General features: G+C 63.0%; 24 protein-coding genes. 11 read left to right on the top strand and 13 right to left on the bottom strand.

Annotated features, from left to right (window positions below; all coding sequences use genetic code 11):
• Positions 1 to 364 precede the first annotated feature (364 nt).
• The 3 genes from VGN93_RS17265 (at position 365) to VGN93_RS17275 (ending at position 2,170) form a co-directional block, all read left to right on the top strand.
• A complete protein-coding gene (locus VGN93_RS17265) occupies positions 365 to 673 on the top strand; it encodes a hypothetical protein (RefSeq protein ID WP_319322801.1) in 309 nt (102 codons plus the stop codon).
• Between the two features lie 132 nt (positions 674 to 805).
• Positions 806 to 1,561: an extensin family protein gene (locus VGN93_RS17270; protein WP_327508408.1), complete on the top strand. Its 756-nt coding sequence runs from the start codon at positions 806 to 808 to the stop codon at positions 1,559 to 1,561.
• Positions 1,562 to 1,663: 102 nt separating this feature from the next.
• Positions 1,664 to 2,170: a DUF1993 domain-containing protein gene (locus VGN93_RS17275; RefSeq protein WP_327508409.1), complete on the top strand. Its 507-nt coding sequence runs from the start codon at positions 1,664 to 1,666 to the stop codon at positions 2,168 to 2,170.
• 38 nt (positions 2,171 to 2,208) lie between these two features.
• Here the strand turns inward: VGN93_RS17275 and VGN93_RS17280 are convergent, their stop codons facing one another.
• The 11 genes from VGN93_RS17280 to VGN93_RS17330 all read right to left on the bottom strand — a co-directional run bounded on the left by VGN93_RS17280 (position 2,209) and on the right by VGN93_RS17330 (position 13,623).
• Positions 2,209 to 3,888, bottom strand: coding sequence for a formate--tetrahydrofolate ligase (locus VGN93_RS17280; RefSeq protein WP_327508410.1), 1,680 nt, complete (start codon positions 3,886 to 3,888; stop codon positions 2,209 to 2,211).
• A gap of 225 nt (positions 3,889 to 4,113) precedes the next feature.
• Positions 4,114 to 5,265 (bottom strand): DUF2333 family protein, encoded by a 1,152-nt coding sequence (locus VGN93_RS17285; RefSeq protein ID WP_319322808.1) that lies wholly within the window; start codon positions 5,263 to 5,265, stop codon positions 4,114 to 4,116.
• Positions 5,258 to 6,559, bottom strand: a complete 1,302-nt coding sequence (locus VGN93_RS17290; protein WP_319322809.1) for a DUF6638 family protein — start codon at positions 6,557 to 6,559, stop codon at positions 5,258 to 5,260. The genes VGN93_RS17285 and VGN93_RS17290 overlap by 8 nt, the downstream gene beginning before the upstream one ends.
• A 10-nt stretch (positions 6,560 to 6,569) precedes the next feature.
• Positions 6,570 to 6,986, bottom strand: a complete 417-nt coding sequence (locus VGN93_RS17295) for a helix-turn-helix transcriptional regulator (protein ID WP_319322811.1) — start codon at positions 6,984 to 6,986, stop codon at positions 6,570 to 6,572.
• Complete coding sequence (locus VGN93_RS17300; protein ID WP_327508411.1) at positions 6,983 to 7,246, bottom strand: type II toxin-antitoxin system RelE family toxin; 264 nt, start codon at positions 7,244 to 7,246, stop codon at positions 6,983 to 6,985. The genes VGN93_RS17295 and VGN93_RS17300 overlap by 4 nt, the downstream gene beginning before the upstream one ends.
• A 63-nt stretch (positions 7,247 to 7,309) precedes the next feature.
• A complete protein-coding gene (locus VGN93_RS17305) occupies positions 7,310 to 9,220 on the bottom strand; it encodes an AAA family ATPase (protein ID WP_327508412.1) in 1,911 nt (636 codons plus the stop codon).
• Positions 9,221 to 9,223: 3 nt separating this feature from the next.
• Complete coding sequence (locus tag VGN93_RS17310; protein ID WP_327508413.1) at positions 9,224 to 10,372, bottom strand: hypothetical protein; 1,149 nt, start codon at positions 10,370 to 10,372, stop codon at positions 9,224 to 9,226.
• Positions 10,373 to 10,607: 235 nt separating this feature from the next.
• On the bottom strand, positions 10,608 to 11,696 hold the full coding sequence (locus tag VGN93_RS17315; RefSeq protein WP_327508414.1) for a hypothetical protein: 1,089 nt from the start codon (positions 11,694 to 11,696) through the stop codon (positions 10,608 to 10,610).
• A 175-nt stretch (positions 11,697 to 11,871) separates the two neighbouring features.
• Positions 11,872 to 12,249: a cytochrome c family protein gene (locus VGN93_RS17320; RefSeq protein WP_327508415.1), complete on the bottom strand. Its 378-nt coding sequence runs from the start codon at positions 12,247 to 12,249 to the stop codon at positions 11,872 to 11,874.
• 58 nt (positions 12,250 to 12,307) lie between these two features.
• On the bottom strand, positions 12,308 to 12,970 hold the full coding sequence (locus VGN93_RS17325; RefSeq protein ID WP_327508416.1) for a hypothetical protein: 663 nt from the start codon (positions 12,968 to 12,970) through the stop codon (positions 12,308 to 12,310).
• Between the two features lie 65 nt (positions 12,971 to 13,035).
• Positions 13,036 to 13,623: a thymidine kinase gene (locus VGN93_RS17330; protein WP_327508417.1), complete on the bottom strand. Its 588-nt coding sequence runs from the start codon at positions 13,621 to 13,623 to the stop codon at positions 13,036 to 13,038.
• 227 nt (positions 13,624 to 13,850) lie between these two features.
• On the opposite strand from VGN93_RS17330, the gene VGN93_RS17335 reads away from it, so the two are divergent.
• The 6 genes from VGN93_RS17335 (at position 13,851) to VGN93_RS17360 (ending at position 19,853) form a co-directional block, all read left to right on the top strand.
• The gene (locus VGN93_RS17335) at positions 13,851 to 14,810 is read left to right on the top strand and encodes a choline ABC transporter substrate-binding protein (RefSeq protein WP_327508418.1); all 960 of its coding nucleotides are present in this window, start codon (positions 13,851 to 13,853) and stop codon (positions 14,808 to 14,810) included.
• A 146-nt stretch (positions 14,811 to 14,956) separates the two neighbouring features.
• Positions 14,957 to 15,832 carry a choline ABC transporter permease subunit gene (gene choW, locus VGN93_RS17340; protein ID WP_327508419.1) on the top strand — a complete coding sequence of 292 codons (876 nt, stop codon included), beginning with the start codon at positions 14,957 to 14,959 and terminating at the stop codon, positions 15,830 to 15,832.
• Positions 15,829 to 16,869 carry a choline ABC transporter ATP-binding protein gene (gene choV, locus VGN93_RS17345; RefSeq protein ID WP_319322832.1) on the top strand — a complete coding sequence of 347 codons (1,041 nt, stop codon included), beginning with the start codon at positions 15,829 to 15,831 and terminating at the stop codon, positions 16,867 to 16,869. The genes choW and choV overlap by 4 nt, the downstream gene beginning before the upstream one ends.
• 204 nt (positions 16,870 to 17,073) lie before the next feature.
• Entirely contained in the window at positions 17,074 to 17,838 is a 765-nt protein-coding gene (locus tag VGN93_RS17350; protein WP_327508420.1) for a HugZ family protein, read from the top strand.
• Positions 17,839 to 18,020: 182 nt separating this feature from the next.
• Positions 18,021 to 18,359: a metalloregulator ArsR/SmtB family transcription factor gene (locus VGN93_RS17355; RefSeq protein ID WP_327508421.1), complete on the top strand. Its 339-nt coding sequence runs from the start codon at positions 18,021 to 18,023 to the stop codon at positions 18,357 to 18,359.
• A gap of 168 nt (positions 18,360 to 18,527) precedes the next feature.
• On the top strand, positions 18,528 to 19,853 hold the full coding sequence (locus VGN93_RS17360) for an aspartate aminotransferase family protein (RefSeq protein ID WP_327508422.1): 1,326 nt from the start codon (positions 18,528 to 18,530) through the stop codon (positions 19,851 to 19,853).
• Positions 19,854 to 20,016: 163 nt separating this feature from the next.
• Here VGN93_RS17360 and VGN93_RS17365 read toward each other — a convergent pair whose 3' ends face one another.
• On the bottom strand, positions 20,017 to 21,639 hold the full coding sequence (locus VGN93_RS17365; protein WP_327508423.1) for an SDR family oxidoreductase: 1,623 nt from the start codon (positions 21,637 to 21,639) through the stop codon (positions 20,017 to 20,019).
• Positions 21,636 to 22,046: a thiol-disulfide oxidoreductase DCC family protein gene (locus VGN93_RS17370; RefSeq protein ID WP_327508424.1), complete on the bottom strand. Its 411-nt coding sequence runs from the start codon at positions 22,044 to 22,046 to the stop codon at positions 21,636 to 21,638. The genes VGN93_RS17365 and VGN93_RS17370 overlap by 4 nt, the downstream gene beginning before the upstream one ends.
• A gap of 207 nt (positions 22,047 to 22,253) precedes the next feature.
• Between VGN93_RS17370 and VGN93_RS17375 the strand changes: the two genes are divergently transcribed.
• Both VGN93_RS17375 and ade read left to right on the top strand, forming a co-directional pair.
• Positions 22,254 to 23,123, top strand: coding sequence for an aldose 1-epimerase family protein (locus tag VGN93_RS17375; protein WP_327508425.1), 870 nt, complete (start codon positions 22,254 to 22,256; stop codon positions 23,121 to 23,123).
• 74 nt (positions 23,124 to 23,197) lie between these two features.
• Positions 23,198 to 24,892 (top strand): adenine deaminase, encoded by a 1,695-nt coding sequence (gene ade / locus VGN93_RS17380; protein WP_327508426.1) that lies wholly within the window; start codon positions 23,198 to 23,200, stop codon positions 24,890 to 24,892.
• Positions 24,893 to 24,917 lie beyond the last annotated feature (25 nt).

The raw sequence follows: 24,917 nt of genomic DNA on the forward strand, positions 1-24,917 counted from the left end.
GGCGGCTTAAAAAAGCAAAAGCCGCCTCGAAGGTTTCGGGCGGCTTGTCGTCTCAATCACGCATGACTGGTCAAGGCCGCCTCAGCGAGCCCACCACCAACCAGCAATGATGATCATCTTTTCCATGGCGACGAGTGTTAGCCTGAAGTTTTGCGGCGCGCAAGACCGTTTGCCACCGCTTTCCGCTGGCTTTCCGGATGTTGCGCCGGAGCATCACCGGGCGTTTCACTGTGTGCGCGGTGGCTTAGGGCGGCGAAACAATCTGTCAATATGGCGAATTTTCACCATGCTCCGGCATTTGCTCCCTTCTTGAGCATGTGCTAATGGCGACCATCGAAAAACATTGATATCAAGGCAAATACCCATGGTTTCCGTCATGGTGGAACAGTTCCGGGAAATGCAGCTCGCGCTCGCGGGGACGATCGAGCAATACGAGACCCCCGAGTTCAAGGCGCTGGACAGCCGCATCGCCAGCACCTTCGACGCGATCTATCGGCATGAGCCTCGCACTATAGGCGAGGCACGTACACTGGTGCATCTGTTCCTCGAACTCATCGAGAACAACGATGCCGGCGACAGCATCCACCTCATCGAGCGCGTGCGCACGATCATCGACGACTGTGCCGGCTCCTGCCCGCCCTCGATGGAAATCGTGTACGGCGCCGGTATCTGATACCGGTACAGCAACCAAATCCATTCCCCGGCGTTTCCCCGCTGATACGATCAGCCTGTCGGCTGATATAATCAGCCGGGAGACGGACCCATCGCAACGCTCCATCGCATAGTTCTGCTTGCCGCCACGCTGGTGCTAACGGGTGCTGCCGACCTGCCGAAGGAAGGCCCGCTTCCCGCTGCCCGGCCGGAACAGCAGGCCAAGGAAGACGCCAAGGAGACGCCCCATCAGGCCGTGCCCGATCCGGCCGTGAAGGACGATGCCGCGAAGGCGGAGGCCGCGCGCAAGGCGAAGGAAGAGGAAGACAAGGCCAGGGAGCGCCCGCAGGAAGACGGCCAGGAGCAGGCCGCCTGCCGGGCGGAACTGAAAGCCATCGGCGCGACTTTCGAGGAGGCGCCCGCCGTCGAGGACGGCAAGGCCTGCGGCATCGACAAGCCGGTGTTGCTCAAGGGCCTGCCGGGCGGCATCAAGGTCGAGCCCGAGGCGACGGTGCGCTGCGACACCGCGCTCCAGCTTTCGCGCTGGATGGAGGGATCGGTCAAACCCTCGCTCGAAGCCGCCATGCCGGGCGAGACGATCACCGTCCTCGCCCAGGCCTCCGCCTATGTCTGCAAGAACCGCAACGGCGCCGAAGAGGGCAGGATTTCCGAACACGCCTTCGGCAATGCCGTCGATATCGCCGGCTTCACGCTGAAGAGCGGCAAGACCATCACCATCCGCCCGGCCGACAAGGATTCGACCATGGATGGCGCCTTCCAGCGTACCATCACCGAGGCCGCTTGCCTCTACTTCACGACGGTGCTGGACCCCGGCAGCGACGCCGCCCACCAGAACCACCTGCATCTCGACGTGAAGGAACGGCGCGGCGGCTATCGCTATTGCTGGTAGGCGCCGTTTATTTCATCGGGCTCCTCAAAAGGCTTGAGGCCGGCACCTATCTGTAGGGCGGCCCACTGCGGCCCAATCATTCCATTTCAAAGGTCCCCCACCATGTCGATCTCCCCCTACGAACTCTCGATCCCGGCCTTCCAGCGCGGCTTCACCGTGCTGACGAAACTGCTCGACAAGGCCGAGGCCTTCGCGGAAGAAAAGAAGATCAAGACGGATGTGCTGGTGAATGCCCGCCTCTCGCCCGACATGCTCGCGCTCGCCGGCCAGATCCAGCGCCTGAGCGACACGGCAAAGGGCGCCGCCTCCCGCCTCACGGGCACGGATGCCCCGAGCTTCTCCGATGACGAAACGACGCTCGCAGACCTGCGCACCCGCATCGCAAAGACGGTGTCCCATCTCGCCACCGTGCCGGAATCCGCCTTCGAGGGGGCAGCGGATCGCACGGTCGTCTTGAAGTCGCGCGGCCAGGATGTGACCTACACCGGCAAGGACTACCTGCTGACCTTCGCGTTGCCGAACTTCTACTTCCACCTCACGACCGCCTACGCGATCCTGCGCCACAACGGCGTGCCCGTCGGCAAGCTCGACTTCCTCGGCCGCACGTAAGCCGAACGCGAGAGGGGCGCCGAAGCGCCCCTCTTTTGTCAGAACAGGCCCTCGATAAAACCTTCTTCGTTCAAAAAGATCTTCTCCGACGACGGCACCTTGGGCAGGCCCGGCATGGTCATGATCTCGCCGGTGATGACGACGACGAAGCCGGCGCCGGCCGAAAGCCGCACCTCGCGCACCGGCACCGTATGGCCGGAGGGCGCGCCGCGCAGGTTTGGGTCGGTCGAGAAGGAATATTGCGTCTTCGCCATGCACACCGGCAGGTGGCCGTAACCCTGCTCCTCCCAGATGCGCAGCTGGTCGCGCACCGACTTGTCGGCGATCACCTCGCCGGCATGGTAGATGTCCTTGGCGATCGTCTCGATCTTCTGGAACAGCGGCATCTCGTCCGGATAAAGCGGCGAAAACTGCGACAGGCCGGATTCGGCGAGCTCGACGATCTTGTGCGCCAGTGCCTCGATGCCGGCAGAACCCTGCGCCCAGTGCTTGCAGAGGATCGCCTCGGCGCCGAGTGTCGCGACATAATCCTTCACCGCCTGGATTTCGGCATCCGTATCGGAAATGAAGTGGTTGATGGCGACGACGACGGGCACGCCGAACTTCTTGACGTTCTGCACATGCCGGCCGAGGTTTGCGCAGCCCTTTTTGACCGCCTCGATATTCTCCCTGCCGAGTTCGTCCTTCCTGATGCCGCCATTCATCTTCATGGCGCGCACGGTGGCGACGATGACCGCCGCATCCGGCTTCAGCCCGGCCTTGCGGCACTTGATGTCGAAGAACTTTTCCGCCCCGAGATCGGCGCCGAAACCGGCTTCCGTCACCACATAGTCGGCGAGTTTCAGCGCCGTCGTCGTCGCGATCACCGAGTTGCAGCCATGCGCGATATTGGCGAAGGGACCGCCATGCACGAAGGCCGGGTTGTTCTCCAGCGTCTGCACGAGGTTCGGCTGCATGGCGTCCTTGAGCAGCACCGTCATCGCCCCATCCGCCTTGATATCGCGGGCGAAAACCGGCGTCTTGTCACGGCGATAGCCGATGATGATGTTGCCGAGGCGCTTTTCGAGATCCTTGAGGTCCATCGAAAGACACAGGATCGCCATGACTTCGGAGGCGACAGTGATGTCGAAACCCGTCTCGCGCGGATAGCCGTTGGCAACGCCGCCGAGCGACCCGACGATGTGGCGCAGCGCGCGATCGTTCATGTCCATGACGCGCCGCCAGGCGATACGGCGGATGTCGATATTCTGCTCGTTGCCCCAGTAGATATGGTTGTCGATCAGCGCGGAGAGCAGGTTGTGCGCCGAGGTGATGGCGTGGAAATCGCCGGTGAAGTGGAGGTTCATGTCCTCCATCGGCACGACCTGCGCATAACCGCCGCCGGCAGCCCCGCCCTTCACGCCGAAGCACGGCCCGAGCGAAGCCTCGCGGATACAGGTGATCGCCGTCTTGCCGATGCGGTTGAGGCCATCGCCGAGACCGACCGTCGTTGTCGTCTTGCCCTCGCCCGCCGGTGTCGGGTTGATCGCGGTGACGAGGATCAGCTTGCCGTTCCTCTTGCCCTTCTGCGCGGCGATGAACTCCGCGCTGATCTTCGCCTTGTCGTGGCCGTAGGGCAGCAGGTGCTCGGGCGGAATGCCGAGCTTGCCGCCGATCTCGATGATCGGTTTTTTCTTTGCGGCGCGGGCAATTTCGATGTCGGATTTCACGTCGGCCATGCAGTGTCGCTCCCTTTTGGCAAAACGTCCACGGCCGGGTCTCCTCTCCCGACGGCGGCGTTTTTCCTTGTCATTTGCCACGCCATTTCAGCGTGAAGCCGGCCGCCGCGCCACGCCGGAATTTGCCGCCCGCTAGATCAAAAACGACACGAGGGGATAAATTTGCGGCGAATAGCGAAAGAGGTTTCACCCCCTGCTCGCTATTGGCAACTCCCGATGCGCTCACTAGCGCGCCAGCACGTCGCGCATTTCGACGAGGTTGGAGCGCACGCGCAGGATATAGAAGCCCATCGTCGCGAGATGCGTCGGCATGATCCAGCCATCCTCACGGCCGTTCGAGATGATGGCCGGCTGGATGTTCAGCGCAGAACGGAGTTGCTTGATGGTCTCCACCCACAGCGGGTCGAGGCCGCGCGCCTTGATCACCGCGTCGAAATCCGCGCCGGCCGCCGAAAGGATGCCGTAATAGCCGTAGAGCTGGCCATAGGCGAACCAGAAACGGTCGTCGGCGCGCGTATCGAACCAGCCGCCATTGTGGAATTCCGAGCGCTCGCGGATGATCGCGGAGGTCGAGCCGATGTCGTTGGCGATGCGGTCGAGGAATTCGATCAGGTTGTCCGAGCGGCCATCGAAGATCGCCTCGCAGGATTCGAGCGAGGCGTTGAACTTGCGCAGGTCCGCCATCGCCGTGCGATAATAGTTCGGCGTCGGCGTCTTCGGCAAAAGCGAATCCGAGCCGAAATACCAGGTCTCTTCATCGAACTGGATATTGCCGCGAGCGCGCTGGAGATCGGCGTTGATGCCCGACGTGCCGCGCACGCGGCCGAGCGAATCGACGAGTTCGACCGACGTGCGGCGAACCGCCTGGTTGATGCCGCGCTGGAACGATGCCTTGTTGTCGAACCACGGCGTCTTGTCCCAGTCGAGCCCGAACAGCCCGAGCTTGTAGAGCAGCATCGAGGAAATCCAGGCATTCTGGTCGACATTGTAGTCGATCAGGTCGGCCGTGACATCGACGATCGCCGAGCGCACGCAGGTTTTCGGTTCCGGCTCGGCCAGTTCACCGGCCGCCGGCGTGGTTGCAGCGGCACCGGTAGAGGAGACGCCCGCATCCTGCTTGCGCTGGGCGAGGTTGTAGCTGTTGACGTAATCCGGATTGAAACCGCTCCAGACCTGCGTCTGCCAGATGAAATAGGCATAAAGCCCGACGAGCACGAGAAGACCGATGCCGATCGGCCCCTTGATGATCCAGCCGCGCGCCCGATACCAGTTCGCCGCCGTCATGAACGGCCAGAGTATCCAGGCGATCACCAGGCCGATGCCCCGTCCGATGGCCGCGAAGATGCGCTGGAAAAACGCCACGATCGGGTCAAGCATTGGTGTCGTCCTCTCTGATGCCGTACAGCTTGCGGCGGAAGCCAGCCTTGTCTTGCAGATAGGTCCGCGTCAACGTCGCAACAACGTACGCGCGGAACTTTTCGCTATATTGCTCGTAGGCCGCGTAGAAACCCTGCTTGTCGAAGACGAAGCGGGACACAAAGTCATAGGGAACCATCTGTGAAATCAGGCGGTTGACCAGCCACTGGTCCGGATGTTCGGGGGCGGCGCGCACCAGGAGGAAACGCCGTTCCGGCGGCACCTCGTTGATCTTGATCTCGCCCGTCGCCGCCACCGTGCGGATCGCCTCCTGCAGGAAGGGATAGGTGCCGTCGCGCGCGACAGGTGCTGCATTGCGGTGCATCCAGGTCTGCAGCCAGATGCGGTCGGCCTTTTCCAGATCGGCGGTCGGGTCGCCCTGGTTGACGAGATTGACGACCGTCATGTCGGCACGATGCTGGAAGAGACCGGACGGCTCCACCCAGGAGGCACGCGGCAATTCCAGCCGCTTGGTCGAGGCGAGGAATTCGAAGATGCGCTTGTGATCGTCGAGCGCGATATAGCTCACCTGCCACGGCCGCGAGCGGCGGAAACCCGGCACGGTCGGATCGCAGATCACCGTCGTCGTCTTGTCGTCGAGGAAGACGTAGACGCCGCCGAAATGGTTCGCCCAATAGGCCTCGTGGCGGAAGACGAGCTGGTCCGGCACCAGCGCATTCTGGCGGATATCGCCGGTCTGCTTGGCAAGCTCCACCATGCGGTTGAGCATCGCATCGTCCGACCAGGCATTCGGTACCGTCTTCAGCCGGTCGACAAGCCCGCGCAACTCCCCCGCCTTGCCGAGCATGTCCTCGGCCGACAGCACCTTGAAGCGCACCTCGTTGATCGACAGCAGGTCGTCGATATCGTTGACGACGGATACCGAATCCTCGATCTCGCCATAGAGCGCATCGCGGATGGTGATGGCATTGATCGCCCGCGCATTGGCCGAAAAGAATTCGTGCATCAAGGCCGCGGTGTTGGAAAAACTCGTATGCACCACCGGCAGGTTCACCTGCTCCGGCGTCATGATGACGAAGCGCCGGTTGACCCGGTTCGGATCGAGATAATCCCGGTCACCGAGTTCATCGGCAATCTCCGGCGAAAACCCCGTCATGTCGATGCGGAAACTGGTAAGCGCCGTGCGCCGCATGCCGAACCCGTCCAGCGCCTTGTTGTAGCGCTCGACCAGATGCGGCTCATCGACCGGCAGCAACCGGCCATAGATCAATTCGGCTTCGAGGAGGCGTTTCATGCGTCGTAGATCATTCGTTTACCGGCCGTTTGCTGTCCTCGCCCCAGAAGAGGTCGTCGAGGTCGACGCGAAGCGCCTTTGCGATGCTCCTGAAAACCGAAATGCTGCCTTCCTTCTTGCCGGTCTCGATCTCGGAAAGATAGGCGGTGCTGATGCCCGTAGCTTTGGCCAGTTCCTTGCTGCTCATTCCGCGAAAGTCGCGCCAGACACGAACGGGGCTTTCGCCATCGATGAGTCGATCCACAAATTCCGATGGGATGCCTTCTTCCTCCCCTGCCGCAACTCGCTGCTTGTAGGCTTCGACCGCAGCCAAATCCTCCAAATCCTCGGCCAACTCAGCCAGCCGAAGCAGCGCGTCATAATCGCCGCGACTCAGGATCACCATTTCCTCACCATTCGGGGTTTTGAAGGAAACGACGGAATTCATTCGGGTATCCCCTTATAGATAGTGTCGCGCCGCGCCACCTTGATAACATCGACGATCAGGCCATCCTCTCGAAAGATCGCACGCCAATCTCCAACCCTGAGACGATAGTACTCCAACCCCTGCAAGCGTTTGACGTTATTTGCCATGGAGGCAGGGTCTGAAGCGTATTGCAGGAACTTGGATCGGATACGCCGAACGTCATCCGCGGGCATCTGGTTGAAGGCCTTGAGCACGTGCTTGCTATAGATGACCTTTTTCACCGCCAGAATAACCCCTTTCCCCTTTTTTGATCAACAAAATTCGCTGTCAGCTAATTCCACGCCTCACCACCGCCCCTCCGCCTTCATTGTCTCCATCTCGCGGATCGCCTTTTCGCGCTGGCGTTCGCGGCGGATGATGTCGGTGACGGCGGCGTCGTCGGATTTGTCGGTGTAGCGGAATTCGGAATCGGCGTAGCGGTTGATCTCCTGGAGGACCATGTCGATGGAAATGGGGCCGCGCAGTTCCTCGATCATCGCCTTCTTCGCCTCATAGCCCTTGTGCATGAAGGCGTCGGCGGTCGTGAACCAGTCGTCCGGCAGGTCCACGTCCATGGCGCGCATCTTGATTGCGTCGGTGATGTTCTTGATGGCGCGGCCGGTGAAGCGCGGTTCGGCGATCTTGATGCGGTGCAGGTAGGCGCCGACATCGGCGAGCGACTTGACCGCGCCGTGCTCCTTCTCATGCGCCTCCCAGACGGCGAGCAGGCCGTCTTCCTGCGGCCTGGCGTGCTGTTCGTAGGAGGTCGAGACGGCGCGCTTGATCTCCTGGCCTTCGAAGAGCTTGTGCTCGCCGAGCGGGATCGAATGGTTTTTGCCGACCAGCATGGCAAAGATGTCGATATAATCGTCCTCGGTCTGCGGCCCGTCGACGAGCCAGCGGGCGCCGGCGCGCTGGCGCAGCGCGTCGTCGACGTTTTCGGGATAGTTGGAGAACATGCCGAAGGTGCAGTTGCCGCGAACGACCGTGGAGGCGCCGGCGAAACTTTCCATCAGCACCGCCGTCACCTCGTGCTGGCCGGCGGATGCCCGGTCGTCGGAGCGTTTGGCCGCAACCTGATCGACGTCGTCGATCGTGCCGAAGCCGATCGCTTTCGGGTTGATGACGTTGTTGACGAATTCCTTGCAGTTCTGACCGGATTTGCCCTGGTAGGAGGAGATCTGGTCGACGCCGAAATTCTCGTAGTGGAAGGCGTAGCCGGCTGTCTGGCAGTAGTCGTTGACGAGGCCGGCGAGCATCTGGATGAGGATCGTCTTGCCGGTGCCGGGCATGCCGTCGCCGATGAAGGTGAAGAGGAAGCCGCCGAGTTCGACGAAGGGGTTGAGCTGCCGCTCGAAATCATAGGCGACCAGCATTTTTGCGAGTTTCATCGCCTGGTATTTGGCGATGTGATTGCCGATGATCTCCTCCGGCTTCTTGAAGGTCATCGTCAGCGGCTTGCGCTTCTGGCCGGGCGCCACGTCGAAGCCGGAGAGCGTGAAATCGTCCTGCTCGATGCGGATATGCGCATTCTCGAAGCCGGCAAGGCCGGTGAACCGCGCGCGGCGACCGATCAGCCCCTCGATGGCGACGCGCGAAAAGGCGCGGGCGCGGCTGATCAGCGCTGCATCGTCCGGCGCGCCGACGATGGTGCGGTCGAGGCCGGCGATCATGCTTTTCAGCGCATCCTGCGGCGTGTCGAACAGGTAGTCCGGCTCGCCGCCATCTTCCACCGGCTCCCCCTCGCCCGGCAGAGTCGCGCCGAGATAGGCGGCGAAGGTGAAGGCGGCGATATAGGCGGAGGCCGAAAGCAGCGCCTTGAACTGGTTCGCCTCGTCGCCGGCCAGAGGCGAGGCGAGATTGCGCGATTGCAGGCCTTCGAGATTGGTCTGGCGGGAGAAGGCATCGGTAACGGCGAGCGCCACTTGCAAGCCGCGCCTCGAGCGGAACAGCACGGCATGCTGCTGCGGCGAGAGCAGCGGATCGGCGGCGCGCACGGACTGGATGGTCCTTGCCAGCTCCACCTCGCGCGTGCGCCGCGTGCCGGCGGTCGAAACGGTGGAGACGAAACGCCGGCCCGTTCCGGCGAGCGTCGTGCCGCTTTTGCCGTCCTCGCTTTCGAGGATGACGAGCTTGGTGACGAGGCTCTGCGCCGCCGCCTGGTGCTTGGCGATATCGTCTTCGTGGATCGTCGTCAGTCCGGCATTGAGGCTCATGGACTAGCCCTCGCTGATTACCTGGTTTCCGGAAATCACATGCACCTTGTAGGCGCCGAAGATGCCGGCGGTCTCGCCTGCGGCATAGAGCGCCTGGTAGGCATCGTGCGGCACGAGTGCATGTTTTTCATACGTGCTGACGCCCATGCGGGCGGCTTCGAGATCGTTGGTCTCGATGTGGAATTCTTCCTGCGCCGGGGTGGAACTCCAGAAACCCTTCTGCGCCGGGCGCTCGGCCTTGGAAAAGACCTCCTGCACCGTCCAGGTCAGCAGCCAGGCGTTTTCGGGCTTGCGCACCTTGGAGAGGATTTCGTTGACCCGCGCATTGTTCTCGGTGATTCCGGCCGAATAGAACGGTCCGAGCACGATGCGGCGCAACTGCTTGGGGTGCAGCGTCGGGAAATCCTTGTCGAGATTGGTGGCGATCGTCGCGGGCGTCAGCGAATAGGCGCTGTTCTTCAGCGTGAAATCGTCGAAGCGGCTGGCAAGCTCCGGGTTGAGCAGGCCGCCGACGGGCAACGGGATGTCGACGTCCGGATTGAGCTTGCCGCCCTGCCCCACCAGCATCTTGACGACGTTCTCGCTCGAATCCTCGATCGTCGCCATATAGACCATCGGCAGCGTGGCCGTGCCGTCGAAGGCGCCCCAGCATACGATGTAATAGGGCCGCATGGTCTTGGGATTAACCGCGACGCGGATCGTCTCCGGCAGCACGAAGGGCGAAAAGATGTCGCCCTTGCCGATCTGCTCCAGATAGAGCCGCTCGGCCATGCGGCCCTGGAGATCGCTGGGGAACGCCTTCTGGCGCAGGATGAAATCCGCCATCTCGCCGCGCAGCTGGTCGGCATTCGGAATGGCGGCGAGCCGCTTTTCCGCGCTCTGCCGGTCGTTTTCCAGTTCCAGCACGTTCTGGAACACCGGAAAGCCGCTTTCGGCGCGCGAGACGCGGAACTGGTCGATGAAGCCGATGCGGTTCTCCCAGCAGGCGAAGGAGGCCTTCAGCCGGGCGAGATAAGGCACGACGATCTCGCCCACCACGGAGTTGCGGTAAAGCGGCGAATTGCGGTCGCCAAGGAAGATTTCGAGGCCGCCGAGGGCGGCGCGGATGGTGGAGAAATACTGCGCGACGGCGCTGTCGGCGGGGGCGTTCATTGGGGGTCAGTCTCATTAGAAGGGAATGCGGAAAGCACCCCCCTCTGCCCTGCCGGGCATCTCCCCCTCAAGGGGGGAGATTGGAGGAGGCTAGGCTTTCGCCAATCCCGAACGCCGAAATATGAGGAATGCCATTGCACCTTGCCGATCTCCCCCCTTGAGGGGGAGATGCCCGGCAGGGCAGAGGGGGGTGAAACGGCACCCGATAGCAAACCCGGCGTCGGCATGCGAACCATCACTGCTTCACGTAATTCGCAGTATTATGCTTGTCCATCACCGCCTGGAACCGCCGGGCAAACGCGTCGTCGGCGAGTTTCTTGCGGCGCTGGATGTCCTGCGTCGACAGCATGTTCTTCTCGTGCATTTCGAGAAGGTCGCCGATATGGCGCTGGGCTGCCGAGCCGATGCCGGCCATGGTCTCTTCCGCCGCGGTATCGACCTGCGAACCGAGCGTGTTGATCTTGTGCGCCACGTCCTGCTGGGCGGCCGTCTTCAACGAATCCTCCAGCGCCTTGTAGAGCACGATGCGCTGCTCCGTATCGATCGTCAGCTTGTTGATCAGCGTGTTCTGCGCGGCGATCTGGTTGTTGAGCGAATCGACGAAGGTCTGGAACATCGAGGTGTAGCGTTCCAGCGTCTGGCTTTCGGCGAGCAGTTCCTGCTCCTTCGCCTGCATCATGTTGTATTCGGTCGCCAGCGCCGAGCGCTCGCCTTCGAGTTCCGTGCGGCTCTTCTGATCGGTCGAGGCGGCGATGCGGTTTTCGAGATCCATGAGGAGCGGGTTCAGCTCCTCGATGCGCTTCTGGGTCGCTTCGAGGTTGACCATCGTGCCCTTGCGGCGCTCGATCACCTGCACGAGGCTCGCTTCCGAGGTCTTGTAGCGCTGGTCGAGGATCGACTTCTGTTCCTTCAGGATGCCGACGATCGTGTCGGACTTGGCGAGCAGTTCCTGAAGATTGCCGGCAAGCGACATGTTGCGCACGCGGTCGGTGCGCATGCGCTGCATCTTCTGCTTGGAGAAGATGCCGATGAACTTTTCATAGCCCGTATAGCTCTTCATGCTCTCGAATTCGGTGCCGAAGATGTTGGTCGCATCCTCCAGCCCGATGATGAGATCGGCGATATTGCCTTCCATCACCTTCTGCTGTTTGATGACATCCGAGATACGGGCGTTCTCGATGTCGAAATTGACGTCGCCGAGCTTGGTGTCCGCCTTGGCGAACTGGTCGAGCACGACGCCCGACTGTTCCATCTTGCTGCGCATCTGGCTGACGACGCTGCGGGTCTTTTCGATTTCCGCATCGAAGTTCTGAAGTGTGGCCATGCCTTGTCCCCTTGAAACGCTCCACGGCAGACGTCTGCGCCGCCCGATTTATTCCGTTGCGGCAACACTATACGATTTCAGACGGATAGGAACCTGTCCGACGGTGTTACCGGAACAAGATGTGGGACAGCACGAGGCGCCCGCAAGGCCGGCAGGCAAAAATTCTTGGGGCTACCTACTCTTGCGCCGGGTTCTTCAGATAGGCGATGAGATTGGCGATGTCCTCGATCTTCTTGAGGCCTGCGAAGGTCATGCGCGTGCCCGGCACCATCGCCTTGGGGGCCATCAGATATTCGGCGATCAGCCCCTCGTTCCATTGCTTGCCGCCCTCGGCAAAGGCCGTCATGGCCCGAGAATAGTTGTAATCCGCAATGGAGGCGACCGGCCGGCCGATGATGCCGGACAAGGTCGGCCCGACCTTGTTGACCGGCTCCGTCGAATGGCACGGCATGCATTTCCTGAACACCGCCTTGCCGGCAATGGCATCCCCCTCCGCCAGCGCGGAGGTGGTCAGACAGAGGAAAGCGGCAGTGAACGGCAAAAAGTGCTTCATAGGCAGGTCCTCAACGGCACTGTAGTGCGCAACCAATAGCCCACGGCGGCGGCGCCCTTCAATCGACCATCTGCACATCGTCTGGGCAACGAACAATCGTTATTCCATCAAACCCCGCCGTCAGGCGTGGCGGCAGCCAGACCCGTATCGCTTCACCTTCTCGTTGTTCCAGCAATGAAAGACAATAGATCCAAGGCCGATCCAAATTGCCGGAACCTCCAAGCATGTCGTAATCTTTGCGTGATATCTCAAGACGCCGCCCCTCGCCCTGCAGGCCGACCGAAACGGCCTGTGTGGACTTACGAGGAAGCACCTTACGGATAGGAAAGAACTCGCGAACAACGGGAGCGTTACTGCTCCAGAACAAATAAACGTTCGCAACGCGCCTTACGACTGCGTCCGCGAGAATCGCGCCAAAAAGTGCGAACGCGATGCCCATAATGATGACGATGAAAATCGCCGATCGGGTTTCATACATCGCCACTTTGCGGCGCCGGAAGCGTCTTAGATGATCTGAAACGACAACACACGCGCCGGCAACCGCTCCGAGGGCCAAGGCGATCTGCAAAACAACAGGATTGACGGGCGTCGCAAGGAACGTCGCGGCGAAATTGAAATCGATTATCCACCAGACGGCCGATAGGACAAATGTCAGCGCCGCTGCCGAACAAACAAAATCGCCAATTTTTGATAAGGTGGTCGTTTCTTTTGGAACGGGCATTGGAACATCTAAGAACGATAAGTCTTAAAAGTCCTTCATATTGCCTTCAGCCACACCTACGCCGCTCAATCGGCGTTCATGATGTCGTCCCAGTGGCGGCGGCAGTAGGAAACGTACTTGTCGTTGCCGCCGATTTCCACCTGCGCGCCCTCGCGCGCCACCTTGCCGTCTGCGCCGAGCCTGACGACCATCGTCGCCTTGCGGCCGCAATGGCAGATGGTGCGCACTTCGCGCAGCTCGTCGGCGATGGCGAGCAGCGCCTGCGAGCCCGGAAAGAGCTTGCCCTGGAAATCGGTGCGCAGGCCATAGGTCATGATGGGAATATGCAGCCGGTCGGCGGCGCGGGCGAGCTGCCACACCTGCTCTCCAGACAGGAACTGCGCCTCGTCGACAAAGACGCAGGCGATCTCGCCATCGCCGTCGCCGTTCAGTTGCTCGATATGGCGGTAGAGATCATCCGTATGGTTGAAGGCGATGGCATCCGAGGTCAGCCCGATGCGCGACGAGATGCGGCCCTGTCCGGCGCGGTCGTCGAAGGAGGCGATGAAGATCACTGTCCGCATGCCGCGTTCACGGTAGTTGTAGGACGCCTGCAGGAGCAGCGTCGACTTGCCCGCGTTCATCGTCGCGTAACTGAAATAGAGCTTGGCCATGATTTTCTCCGTCCCCGCGTCATGGCGCGGGAAGGCGCGATTTTCCAGCCGCAAAGGGCGGAAAACCACAGAAAACAGCAGGGCCCATCCGTTGCGACATTCATGGGCGCAATTGCGAACAGGCGCGAAATTTATTGGACGTTTCAGTGGCTTCGGGCTACGCCAAGATGCTTGAAAGCATGTCATTTTGATGATTGGCTATACCACCAATCATAAGGGGAGCGAAAATGAAGACTGCATCACCATTCAAGACCATTCTTGCCGCAGCCGTATCCGTCCTCGCTCTCGGCGTCGCCCATGTCTCGGCCGCCGAAGCCGAAAGCTGTGGCAAGGTTCGTTTCTCGGATGTGGGCTGGACGGACATCACCGCCACGACCGCGACGGCCGCCACCATCCTGAAGGGCCTCGGCTACGAGACGGAAACCACCGTTCTCTCCGTGCCGGTCACCTACACCTCGCTGAAGAACAAGGACATCGACGTCTTCCTCGGCAACTGGATGCCGACCATGGAAGCCGACATCAAGCCGTTCCGCGAGGACGGCTCGGTCGAGACCGTGCGCGAAAACCTCGAGGGCGCGAAATACACGCTCGCGACCAACGCCAAGGGTGCCGAACTCGGCATCAAGGATTTCAAGGATATCGCCGCGCAGAAGGAAGCGCTCGGCGCCAAGATCTACGGCATCGAGCCGGGCAATGACGGCAACCGCCTGATCATCGACATGGTGTCCGGCGACAAGTTCGGCCTCACCGGCTTCGAAGTGGTCGAATCCTCCGAACAGGGCATGCTGGCGGAAGTCGCCCGCGCCGAGCAGGATGGCACCCCGGTCGTCTTCCTCGGCTGGGAACCGCACCCGATGAACGCCAACTTCAAGCTGACATACCTCACCGGCGGCGACGACGTCTTCGGCCCCAACCTCGGCGGCGCGACCATCTATACCAACGTGCGCCAGGGCTATGTCGCCGAGTGCCCGAATGTCGGCAAATTTCTGCAGAACCTCAAGTTCTCGCTGGAGATGGAAAACCAGATCATGGGCAAGATCCTGAACGACGGTCAGGATCCGGAAGCGGCCGCGACCGAATGGATCAAGGCCAATCCGGCGGCCATCGAGCCTTGGCTTGCCGGCGTCACGACCAAGGACGGTAGCGGCGAGGCCCTGCCGGCCGTGAAAACGGCACTCGGTCTCTAACAGGCCAGAATAGGGCGGGAAGGAAACTTTCCCGCCCTTCTTGCCTCTGGATACTGCAATTCCAGCAAAAATGTGCGACGGTTTTGCACCCGGAATTGCGCGGGCATTTCTGCTCATCCTCAACCTCCAGAACGGGGCTTGCTGCCGTGGATTGGCTTACCGTTTCTAAAATTCCGATCGGCCCGATCGCCAAGGAAGCCGTCAACTGGCTGACGACGAATGGCAAGGGCCTGTTCGATTTCCTGAAGGTCTTCCTGCAGGCCGGCATCGATGCCGTGCTCTTCCTGCTGCAAGGGCCGTTCATCACCAGTGCCGGCGGCAAGCTCGCCTATGCGTTCTTCTTCATCGCGCTGGTGACGGGGCTGAGCTGGTATTTCCGCCGCTCGCTCGGCGTCGCCATCTTCACCTTCCTCGGCCTGCTGCTCATCGTGAACCAGGGCTACTGGAAGGAGACGACGGAGACGCTGGCACTGGTGCTGGCCGCGACCGGCGTCAGCATGATCGTCGGCGTGCCGCTCGGCATCGCCGCCGCGCGCCGGCCCTGGTTCTACTCGATCCTGCGGCCGATCCTCGATCTCATGCAGACGATCCCGACCTTCGTCTACCTCATCCCGGCGCTCATCCTCTTCGGTCTCGGCATGGTGCCGGGCCTCATCGCCACCGTGATCTTCGCCATCCCCGCACCGATCCGCCTCACCCGCCTCGGCATCATCTCGACCCCGCCCTCGCTCGTCGAAGCCGCACAGGCTTTTGGCGCGACGCCCGGCCAGGTCTTGCGCAAGGTGGAACTGCCCTATGCCACCCCGCAGATCATGGCGGGCCTGACGCAGACCATCATGCTGTCGCTCTCGATGGTGGTCATCGCGGCGCTCGTCGGCGCCAAGGGGCTTGGCGTTCCGGTGGTGCGCGCGCTCAACACCGTGAACATCTCGATGGGCTTCGAGGCCGGGCTCTGTATCGTCATCCTGGCGATCATCCTCGACCGGCTCTTCCGCTCCTCCGATGACGGAGACGCCCAATGACCGACACCGTCATCTTCAACAATGTCTCCATCATCTTCGGCGACAACCCGCAAAAGGCGCTCGCCATGGTCGATGCGGGCAAGACCCGCGACGAGATCGGCGCGGAAACCGGGCTGGTGCTCGGCGTCGCCGATGCGACGCTGTCGATCACCGAGGGCGAGATCCTCGTGCTGATGGGCCTCTCCGGCTCCGGCAAATCGACGCTGCTGCGCGCCGTCAACGGGCTTGCTCCGGTGGTGCGCGGCGACGTGCAGGTGAAGGCCGGCAACGGCTCGGTGAACCCGTACAAATCGACGCCGAAGGCGTTGCGCGATTTCCGCATGCACACCGTCTCGATGGTGTTCCAGCAGTTCGCGCTCTTGCCCTGGCGCACCGTCGCCGACAATGTCGGCTTCGGGCTGGAGCTTGCCAATGTGCCGGACAACGAGCGCAAGGCGCGTGTCGCCGAACAGCTCGAACTCGTCAATCTCGCCAAATGGGCGGACCGCAAGGTGAACGAACTGTCGGGCGGCATGCAGCAGCGCGTCGGCCTCGCCCGGGCGTTCGCCACCGGCGCGCCGATCCTGCTGATGGACGAGCCGTTCTCCGCGCTCGATCCGCTGATCCGCACGCGCTTGCAGGACGAGTTGCTGGAGTTCCAGCGCCGGCTGAAGAAGACCATCCTCTTCGTCAGCCACGACCTCGACGAAGCCTTCCGCATCGGCAACCGCATCGCCATCATGGAAGGCGGGCGGATCATCCAGTGCGGCACGCCGCAGGATATCGTAAAAAACCCGGCCAACCAGTATGTCGCGGATTTCGTGCAGAACATGAACCCGATCAACATGCTGACGGCGCAGGACGTCATGCAGCACGGCGCCTCCAGCAATGGCGGCGTGACGGCGACGGCGACACGCGAGACGCCCCTCGTCGACATCCTCGACGCCATGTCGCGTACGCCCGGCAATGTCGGCGTGGTCGACAACGGCACGGTGATCGGCACGATCAGCGCGCAGGATGTCGTGAACGGATTGACGCGGCATCGTCGGCGGGGATGATTGGCGGTCGCGGCATGCGGCTTTACCCCCCTCTGCCCTGCCGGGCATCTCCCCCTCAAGGGGGGAGATTGGCAAGAAGCGAAACATTGCTCAACCAGCAACGCCGGAGATGGGCGACACGCTGCTCCATCCAATCTCCCCCCTTGAGGGGGAGATGCCCGGCAGGGCAGAGGGGGGGTGGCGCAGAACGGAAGGGAGCAGACCATGGCCGAGAAGGACAAGCCGAGCGTTCTGCGCGAAACCGACGACGACGCCCGTCGCCTTGCCCGCACGCTCCTGCGCTCCGCGCGGAGCTGCGCGCTCGCCGTCATCGAGCCGGAAAGCGGCGCGCCCTTCGCCAGCCGCACGCTGACCGGCACCGATACGGACGGCACGCCGGTCATCCTCGTTTCGGCGCTGTCGGTCCACACCCAGGCGTTGCGACGCGACCCGCGCGCCTCGCTGCTTGCCGGCGAGCCCGGCAAGGGCGACCCGCTCGCCCATCCGCGCCTCACCGTCATCTGCGAGGCCGAGGAGGTGGCGCGAGAGAGCGATTCGCACGCGGCGCTGCGGGAGCGCTTCATCCGCCGCCATCCCAAGGCCAAGCTCTATGTCGATTTCCCGGACTTCGCCTTCTTCCGCCTCGTGCCGCTGCGCGCTCATCTGAATGGTGGCTTCGGCAAGGCCTTCGTGCTCACCGCAGACGACCTGCTGATTCGCTCGCCCGCCCGCGGCGCGCTCGCCGAGATGGAGACCGGCGCCGTCGAGCACATGAACAGCGACCATGCGGAAGCCGCCGGCATCTACGCCCGCCACTACTGCGGCGCGAAGGACGGCGAATGGATCATCGTCAGCCTCGATGCGGCCGGCGTGGACCTTGCGAGCGGCGATAAATTGAAGCGATTGGAATTTTCACGCGAACTTGATCAGGCCTCGGAACTGCGCGGCGAACTTGCGCGTTTGCTTCGAGAAGCACGGGCGGCTGGCTGAAAAGCGGCGTTTCCGCATCCGTCCGCTTCGGCGTCTTCCGGGTTGTGGACCTGTGTTTATCGCTATGCGTGCAGCATACCCCCATTTCTGGCTCTTGATGAGGGGTATTTTGTTTATATGCTAACAAGCGGATTCACATAAAATCATATGATTTGAAGCGGAAACGCCCAAAGGAGTTTCAGATGGACAAGATTTCAGACGCAGAACATGCGCAGGCCGAAGTTGCATCGGACTTTCTTTCCGCCATGGCGAACCCGAAACGCCTGCTGATCCTGAAAGTGCTGGTCGAAGGCGAGATCGCGGTCGGCGCCTTGGCAAACCAGGTCGGGCTCAGCCAATCGGCCCTGTCGCAGCACCTTTCCAAGCTCCGTGCGCAGAATCTCGTGACCACCCGTCGCGATGCCCAGACCATCTATTATTCCAGCAAGTCGGATGCCGTGCTGACCATTCTCGACGCGATCGAGCGCATCTACCGGGCTTCCGGCAGCGGGGCTGCGGAAAAGAAGCTGCGCATCGCCTGAACAGCCCTACCCCACCCGGCGCGCGCCGCCCCGGATGTCCGTCCGGGGCGTTTTGTATTGATTCGCGCATCCGAGGCTGCTTGACGCCCCCGAGCGCCTTGATAATTTGACCGCCGGGTAAAAATCCCATCGGACGGCCCCGAATTTCACGGATCATGGAGAGACCGCATGTCCAACCGCCTCAACACCCCCAACGATCTCCGTGCCTTCTGGATGCCGTTCACGGCGAACCGGCAGTTCAAGAAGGAACCGCGCCTCTTCGTCGGCGCGAAGGACATGCACTACACCACCCATGACGGCCGCCAGGTGCTCGACGGCACGGCAGGCCTCTGGTGCGTCAACGCCGGCCATTGCCGCCCGAAGATCACCGAGGCGATCCGCGAACAGGCCGGCGAACTCGACTATGCGCCCGCCTTCCAGCTCGGCCACCCCAAGGCCTTCGAACTCGCCAACCGCCTGGTGGACATCGCGCCCGAAGGCATGAACCACGTGCTCTACACGAATTCCGGCTCCGAATCGGTCGAGACCGCGCTGAAGGTGGCGCTCGCCTATCACCGCGCCAAGGGCGACGGTTCGCGCTTCCGTCTGGTCGGCCGCGAGCGCGGCTATCACGGCGTCAATTTCGGCGGCATCTCCGTCGGCGGCATCGTCTCGAACCGCAAGATGTTCGGCACGCTGCTCACCGGCGTCGACCACATGCCGCACACCCATTTTCCGGACCGGAACGCCTTTTCGCGCGGCGAACCGGAACATGGCGGCGACATCGCCAGCGAACTGCAACGCATCATCACGCTGCATGATGCCTCGACCATCGCCGCCGTCATCGTCGAGCCGGTCGCCGGCTCCACCGGCGTGCTCATCCCGCCGAAGGGCTATCTCCAGAAACTGCGCGAGATCTGCACGCAGCACGGCATCCTCTTGATCTTCGACGAGGTCATCACCGGTTTCGGCCGCCTCGGCGCGCCGTTTGCCGCGCAGTATTTCGACGTGAAGCCCGACATCATCACCACCGCCAAGGGCCTCACCAACGGCGTCATCCCGATGGGCGCCGTCTTCGTGACCTCCGAGATCCATGATGCCTTCATGAACGGCCCGGAGCACATGATCGAGTTCATGCATGGTTACACCTATTCCGGCAATCCGCTGGCCTGCGCCGCCGCGCTCGGCACGCTCGACACCTATAAGGAAGAGGGTCTGCTGACCCGCGCCGCCGAACTCGCCTCCTATTGGGAAGACGGCCTGCATTCGCTGAAGGATTGCCCGAACGTCATCGACATCAGGAATGTCGGCCTGATCGGCGCCGTCGAACTCGCCCCCATCGCCGGCGAGCCGACCAAACGCGCCTTCAACGCCTTCCTCAAGGCCTATGAAAAAGGCCTGCTCATTCGCACGACGGGCGATATTATCGCGCTCTCCCCGCCATTGATCATCGAAAAACACCATATCGACGACCTGTTCGGCAAGCTGCGCGAGGTCTTGCAGAACAATATCTGATTACCACCCTCCTCCTCCGTCATGGTCGGGCTCGACCCGACCATCCATCGCGCGAATACGCCAGTGGATCCTTGGCTCAAGGCCGAGGATGACGTTGTGGGTGGGGCAAGGTTTGTCACCGATCGAAATGGCGGCTTCGTCCGCCATTTTCTCGTTTGCGGGATCAAATTCGCCGCAGGCGGCCGGAATAGTGCACGATAGTGCCGATGCCCGGCAGCGCGATCGGCACGTCGAAGCAGAAATCCTCGCCCTCCGCCCATTCCCGCGCCTCGCTGCGCGGCGCAAGCCATAACGGCATGGGGATGCCGAGGACGGACCATCCGCGCATCACCATCGTCAGGCCCGTCGCATCCGAAGGCAGGTCGAAGGAGAAGCGCATCGGGCCGAATCGTTCGGTGAGGCGGCCGCTCCGCTGGCTGAGTTCGCTCGTGAAGGCATGACCGGCAAAATCCCGGGTCCAGCGCTCCACGCCGCGGCACTCCTCGAAGGCGACATGCAGCGCGTGTTCGCCTTCCGGCGGGAAGCGCATGACGGCGCAGACGATACGCGCGGGCAGCGATTTTCCGCGCCGCACCATCGCCCGCCCGGAAGCGCCGGCGTCGCCGATCACGTCGTGCATGGCGCGAACGGGTTGCGGCAGGGTCGCATAGGCCGGGCCGATGACGCGGCGGTAAAGCGGCTGATAGGGTCGGCTTTCGATTGCCCGGAAGATGGCGAGCCTGTCGAAATGCGGGGCGAAATCATCCAGCGTCACTGCACCCGCCGCATGGCGCGCGCCGGGCACGAGCCGCCCCGCCGCCATGGCATTCGCCAGCACATGGGCGGCAATCGTCGGAATCTCCGGCCCGTCGCCATCCTCGGCAATCAGCGTCCAGCGGCGCACCACGGCCTCGCCACCGGCAAATCCCTTGAGCTCGACCGCCATGGCGGAGCGATCCGTGCCGAAACGCGCGCTCAGCTTCTGCAACGGCAACAGCCACCCGGCGAAGGGCGCAAGCGAGCGGGCCCAGCCCCATTTCACCGGCCAGCTCAGGAGCCAGAGCGTCAGGAGCTGGAAGGCGAATTCGGGACCGGCGCGAAAAACCGTCGCCGGCTTGCCGGGAATGGTGGCCGGCACGATATCGTGGTCCGGCACATCCGCAAGCGCCACCAGCCGGCGGATCGGCGTCCGGCCGGCAATGTGATAGCGCGCGACATGCAGCCGGTGCCAGCCGGTCTCCTGCCGGAAACGCCGGCCGCGCCACAGCCGCAACGGCTTTCCGACATAACTCAGGATCGCCGCCGCGACCGACGCGCCCGCCGTCGCCCGGTTGGAGGCGCTGATCGAGGTTTCGACCGAACACGCAGCCTCCATGCCCCGCGACAATTCCGCGATCACCGCTCCAGAAAGCGCCGGCACGCTGGAGCCGCCGGAAACCACCGCGACGCCCGACGCCCGCGCCGCATCATCCAGCCGCGCGATGCCGCAGACGAAATCCCGCGCATCCGCGAGGTCGATATAGTGCACGCCGCAGGCGATGCAGGCTTCCGCGACCTGGTAGCCGCTCCCCTGAAACGGCCCGGCTGCATCGACCAGCAGGAAGGGGCGATGGGCCTCGATCACCGGGCGGAGGTCGGCATTGCGATCCGCAACCAAGCCACGGGCATTGGGCAGGTCCGCAGCAAGGCGCTCCGCCGCGGCACCGTTGCGCCCAGCGACCAGCACGGCCCAGCCATCCGCCGCCAGCCGTCTCGAAAGCCGGGCGCCAAAACCGCCATAACCACCAAGCACGATGACGCTTTTCACAGCACCCGATCCGCATCGTCCGGCGACGGCACCCAGCAGGCGTCGCGCCGCCCGAAAATGCGGTAGCGGTTGCGCGCAAGCCAGCGATAGGCCGGGTCGCGCAGGAAACGGGGAATAAAACGGAGCCCGGCAAAAACCTTCCACGGCCAGCCTAGGCCGGCATAGATCGCCAACACCGCATCGCTGTCCTTGAACAGCCGGTCGCCGTCGACGACGATCATCGATTCGGGATCGGAGGGATCGATGCCGAAGCGGCGGTAGAGGGCCGTACCCACCGCATTCTGCATGGAGGCGAGGCGGAAACGGCGGGCGCGATCGTGCCGGAGCACGAATTGCGCATTGGCCGAGCAGAGAATGCACTCCGCATCGAAGACGATGATCGGGCCTGCCGCGTCGTTCCGGTTCATGACCTGAACATATGGTGCCGGCCTGCCGCCATCAACCGCTATGCAATGGGAAGAAGCGTCTTTTCATAGCGCCAGACATCGAGGTCGGCGAGCCTTTGGAAACGCCGTTGAACGACAACCGTCATTCAGACACCGGGATTGGATAGCGCTTGCAAGCCCGCCCGGTTTCGGGGCTATTGTGCCCACGATAAACCAGGGGAGAGCCTCATGCCGACCATCACCCGCATAGAGAACGACCACCTCTCGATCGAAATCTCCTCGCTCGGCGCCGAAATGCAGGCGATCACCTCCCGCGACGGGGCGAACTGGCTGTGGAACGGCGACGCCGCCTTCTGGACCGGGCGCTCGCCGGTGCTCTTCCCGATCGTCGGCAAGGCGCCGGACGACACGCTGCTGATCGACGGCAAGGCCTATCCCATGGCCCAGCACGGCCTTGCCCGGAAGCGGGAATTTTTGCCCGCCGGCGCCAGCCCGACGGCCTGCCGCTTCACGCTGGACGCCTCCGAGCACACCCGCGCCATCTACCCGTTCGATTTTCGGCTTTCCGTCGAGCATAGTCTTGATGGCCCCATGCTCACCATCGCCGCCGAGGTGGAGAACCGCGGCCAGGACCCGATGCCCTTCGGCTTCGGCTTCCACCCCGCCTTCGCCTGGCCGCTGCCCGGCGCTGGCGGCACGCCGCACCGGGTCATCCTCGACAACGGCGCCGAGCCGGAACGCCAGCCGCTGGAAAACGGCCTGCTTTCCCCGGAGCGCCAGCCCTCGCCCTTCGAAAAGGGCCGGCTCGCGCTTGCCCACAGCCTGTTCGAGAACGACGCGCTGGTCTTCCCCGAAGGCGCGGGCGACGGCCTGACCTACGAGGCGGACGGCGGGCCGGCGCTCAAATTCCACTTCGAAAACCTGCCGAACCTCGCACTCTGGACAAAACCCGGCGCGCCTTTCCTCTGCGTCGAGCCCTGGCACGGCACGGCGGCGGAACTGGGCGGATCGCGAGAACTGAAGGACCGGCCCTCCACCACCGTGCTTGCCAGCGGCGAAACGAAGCGCTTCGCCTTCTCGGTCACTTTCCTGGTTTAGCAATTTGGCGCGCCGGCCCTTCCCTCTCGCCGCCGCGCCGCTAGAGTCTCTGCAAAAGGATTCGGAGACTTGCCATGACCGACTTGGAACGCTTCATCGACCAGGGGACCGGCCGCGAACCGGCCGACATCGTGCTGAAGGGCGGGCAGTTCTTCGATCTCGTGACGGGCGAGCTCGTCGCCTCCGACATCGCGATTTCCGGCGAGCGCATCGTCGGCACCTGCAGCGACTACACCGGCCGCACCGAGATCGACATTTCCGGCCGCATCGTCGTGCCGGGCTTCATCGATACGCACCTGCACATCGAATCCTCGCTGGTCACCCCGCATGAATTCGACCGCTGCGTGCTGCCCTATGGTGTGACGACGGTGATCTGCGATCCGCATGAGATCGCCAATGTGCTCGGCACGGAGGGCATCCAGTTCTTCCTCGACAGCGCGCTGGAAACCATCATGGACATCCGCGTGCAGCTTTCGAGCTGCGTGCCGGCGACGCATCTGGAAACCTCCGGCGCCGACCTGCCGATCGAGCGCCTGCTGCCGTTCCGCGACCACCCCAAGGTCATCGGCCTTGCCGAATTCATGAATTTCCCGGGCGTCATCCACAAGGATCCGATCTGTCTCGCCAAGCTGGAAGCCTTCCAGGGCGGCCATATCGACGGCCATGCGCCGCTCTTGCGCGGCAACGATCTCAACGGCTACCTTTCCGCCGGCATCCGCACCGAGCATGAATGCACGACGGCCGAGGAGGCGCTGGAGAAGATCCGCAAGGGCATGCACATCCTCGTGCGCGAAGGCTCGGTCTCCAAGGACCTGCTGGCGCTGCTGCCGATCATCACCGAGCGGCTGTCGCCCTTCATCGCGCTCTGCACGGATGACCGCAACCCGCTCGATATCGCCGAGCAGGGCCATCTCGACTATATGATCCGCACCGCGATCGGCCATGGCCGCGCGCCGCTCGCCGTCTACCGCGCCGCCTCGATTTCCGCCGCCAAGGCCTTCGGGCTCAGCGACCGCGGCCTCGTGGCACCCGGCTGGCGCGCCGATCTCGTCGTCATCGACACGCTGGAAAACTGCAAGGCGGAGATGGTCTTCTCCGCCGGACGCAGGGTCGACGGCGCGCTGTTTGCGACGCGCCAACCCGTCGCCCCGGTCGGCCTCGACAGCGTCAAGGCGCGGCCGGTCAATGCGGCGCATTTCGCCGTGCCGGTCACGGATGGCGAAACGCCGGTCATCGGCGTGCTGCCGGGAAAGATCATCACCGAGCACCGGCGCTACCGGCTGCCCGCGAAGGGCAACCAGACCACCGTCGATCTCGCCCAGGACATCATCAAGGTCGCCGTCATCGAACGCCACGGCAAGAACGGCAACCATGCCAACGGCTTCGTCCAGGGGTTCGGCCTGAAGAAGGGCGCGATCGCCTCGACGGTCGGCCATGACAGCCACAATATCTGCGTCGTCGGCGTCGATGAGGACGACATGGCGCTCGCCGCCAACCGTTTGGGCGAGATCAAGGGCGGCTTCGTCGTGGTGGAGGACGGCAAGGTCACCGGCGAGATCGCGCTGCCCGTCGCCGGCCTGATGAGCCTCGAGCCCTACGAGGCCGTCCGCGACACGCTCCACCACCTGCGCCAGGCCGCCTACGCCCTCGGCGCCACGCTGGAGGAACCCTTCCTCCAGCTCGCCTTCCTGCCGCTGCCGGTAATCCCGCACCTGAAGATTTCGGACAGGGGGATGGTGGATGTGGACCGGTTTATGCTGATCGGGTGAGGTTTGCCATCCGGCACTCCGTTCG

Origin of the sequence: Shinella sp., from assembly GCF_035998705.1 — a bacterium.
In the GTDB taxonomy this organism is placed as follows: Bacteria; Pseudomonadota; Alphaproteobacteria; order Rhizobiales; family Rhizobiaceae; genus Shinella.